1 tRNA gene and 1 rRNA gene are annotated in these 2,152 nt (G+C 53.4%); both read right to left on the reverse strand.

The features are described from left to right. A 23S ribosomal RNA gene (locus PZ895_RS10270) occupies positions 1-1,705 on the reverse strand; the annotation flags it as partial. Between the two features lie 365 nt (positions 1,706-2,070). Then, positions 2,071-2,146 (reverse strand) — tRNA-Ala (locus tag PZ895_RS10275). Positions 2,147-2,152: the final 6 nt, after the last annotated feature.

A 2,152-nucleotide genomic window follows, 5' to 3' on the forward strand; every position in this document is an offset into this window, starting at 1 on the left:
GTTTTTGATAAACAGTCGCTACCCCCTGGTCTGTGCCACCCCCACACACTTGCGTGCATAAGGGTCACGCTTATCCCGAAGTTACGCGTGCAATTTGCCGAGTTCCTTCAGCAGAGTTCTCTCAAGCGCCTTGGTATACTCTACCTGACCACCTGTGTCGGTTTCGGGTACGGTCTATATTGATGGAGCTGTTTCCTGGAACCGCTAAGCCGCCCGATCAATCCGATAAGATCGAACGACACTCGCAATCCGTCACTACCATCAGGCCCACGAATATTAACGTGGTTCCCATCGACTACGCCTTTCGGCCTCGCCTTAGGGGCCGGCTAACCCTGCTCAGATTAACTTTAAGCAGGAACCCTTGGTCTTTCGGCGAGGGGGTCTCTCACCCCCTTTATCGTTACTCATGTCAGCATTCGCACTTCCGATACCTCCAGCAGTCCTCACGGATCTGCCTTCATCGGCCTACGGAACGCTCCGCTACCGCTCACCTTGCGGTGAACCCAAAGCTTCGGTGCATGGCTTTAGCCCCGTTACATTTTCGGCGCAAAACCCCTTGATTAGACCAGTGAGCTGTTACGCTTTCTTTAAATGATGGCTGCTTCTAAGCCAACATCCTGGTTGTTTTGGGAGTCTCACATCCTTTCCCACTTAGCCATGACTTGGGGACCTTAGCTGTTGGTCAGGGTTGTTTCCCTCTCCACGACGGACGTTAGCACCCGCCGTGTGTCTGCCGACCAGTACTCCTCGGTATTCGGAGTTTGGTTAGGTTTGGTAATCCGGTGAGGACCCCTAGCCCATCCAGTGCTCTACCCCCGAGGGTATTCGGTCGACGCTCTACCTAAATAGATTTCGCGGAGAACCAGCTATTTCCAAGTTTGATTGGCCTTTCACCCCTAGCCACAAGTCATCCCAATCTATTGCAACAGATACGGGTTCGGCCCTCCAGTTGGTGTTACCCAACCTTCAGCCTGCTCATGGCTAGATCACTTGGTTTCGGGTCTAATGCAACGAACTGAACGCCCTGTTCAGACTCGGTTTCCCTGCGCCTCCACCTACCGGCTTAAGCTTGCTCGCTACACTAAGTCGCTGACCCATTATACAAAAGGTACGTGGTCACCATTGCAGGCTCCCACTGTTTGTAGGCAATCGGTTTCAGGTACTCTTTCACTCCCCTTGTCGGGGTGCTTTTCACCTTTCCCTCACGGTACTGGTTCACTATCGGTCATGCACGAGTACTTAGGCTTGGAGGGTGGTCCCCCCAATTTCAGACAGGATTTCACGTGTCCCGCCTTACTCAAGGATGTTGGTTCGCATTACGTGTACGGGGCTGTCACCCATTCTTGCCCGACTTTCCAGACGGTTCCACTTGTCTTGCCAACACCACTGGCCTGGTCCGCGTTCGCTCGCCGCTACTTGCGGAGTCTCGGTTGATGTCCTTTCCTTCGGGTACTTAGATGTTTCAGTTCCCCGAGTTCGCCTCTTATCCCTATCTATTCAGGATAAGATACCTAATATCGATACTTGGAAACCAAGCGCGTCGAAGACGCGCCAGATTTCCCAAGTATCATAGGTGGGTTTCCCCATTCGGAAATCGCCGGATCAAAGCTCATTCGCAGCTCCCCGACGCTTATCGCAGCGTATCACGTCCTTCATCGCCTGTGCATGCCAAGGCATCCACCAATTGCCCTTAAGACACTTGATCATTCACATTGCCAATACCCATCGGTCTTCAGGCTCCGCATGGTCCTTGTCCAAAAAGTCTTGCAACTTTTCGGGGCCATGCGGGCCGTTCGAGCCGGATGCGATATCGCAATTTTAAAAAGACCAGCTTCTCGAGATCTGTCCGATGGCGCGGTTAGGCAACCAATCATGGGCAGGGGATTGAGCGTCCACCTGCGACGAACCAACAACCCTTAACGGACAACAAGCCCCTCTCCCATCATGGCGACGGAAGCGCGCTTCTCGTCCAGGTCCGTGGTCCCCGAACAAATCTTCTCTTTACGATGTCATGCAGAACAGGCGAACAGCTCGAGGCCGTTCGCAAACTTGGCTTTTCTAAGTGGATGATGGTGGAGCCGGACGGGATCGAACCGACGACATCCTGCTTGCAAAGCAGGCGCTCTCCCAGCTGAGCTACGGCCCCTTTTTT

It is taken from the genome of Mesorhizobium sp. YIM 152430, from assembly GCF_029210365.1.
Classification (GTDB): domain Bacteria; phylum Pseudomonadota; class Alphaproteobacteria; order Rhizobiales; family Rhizobiaceae; genus Aliihoeflea.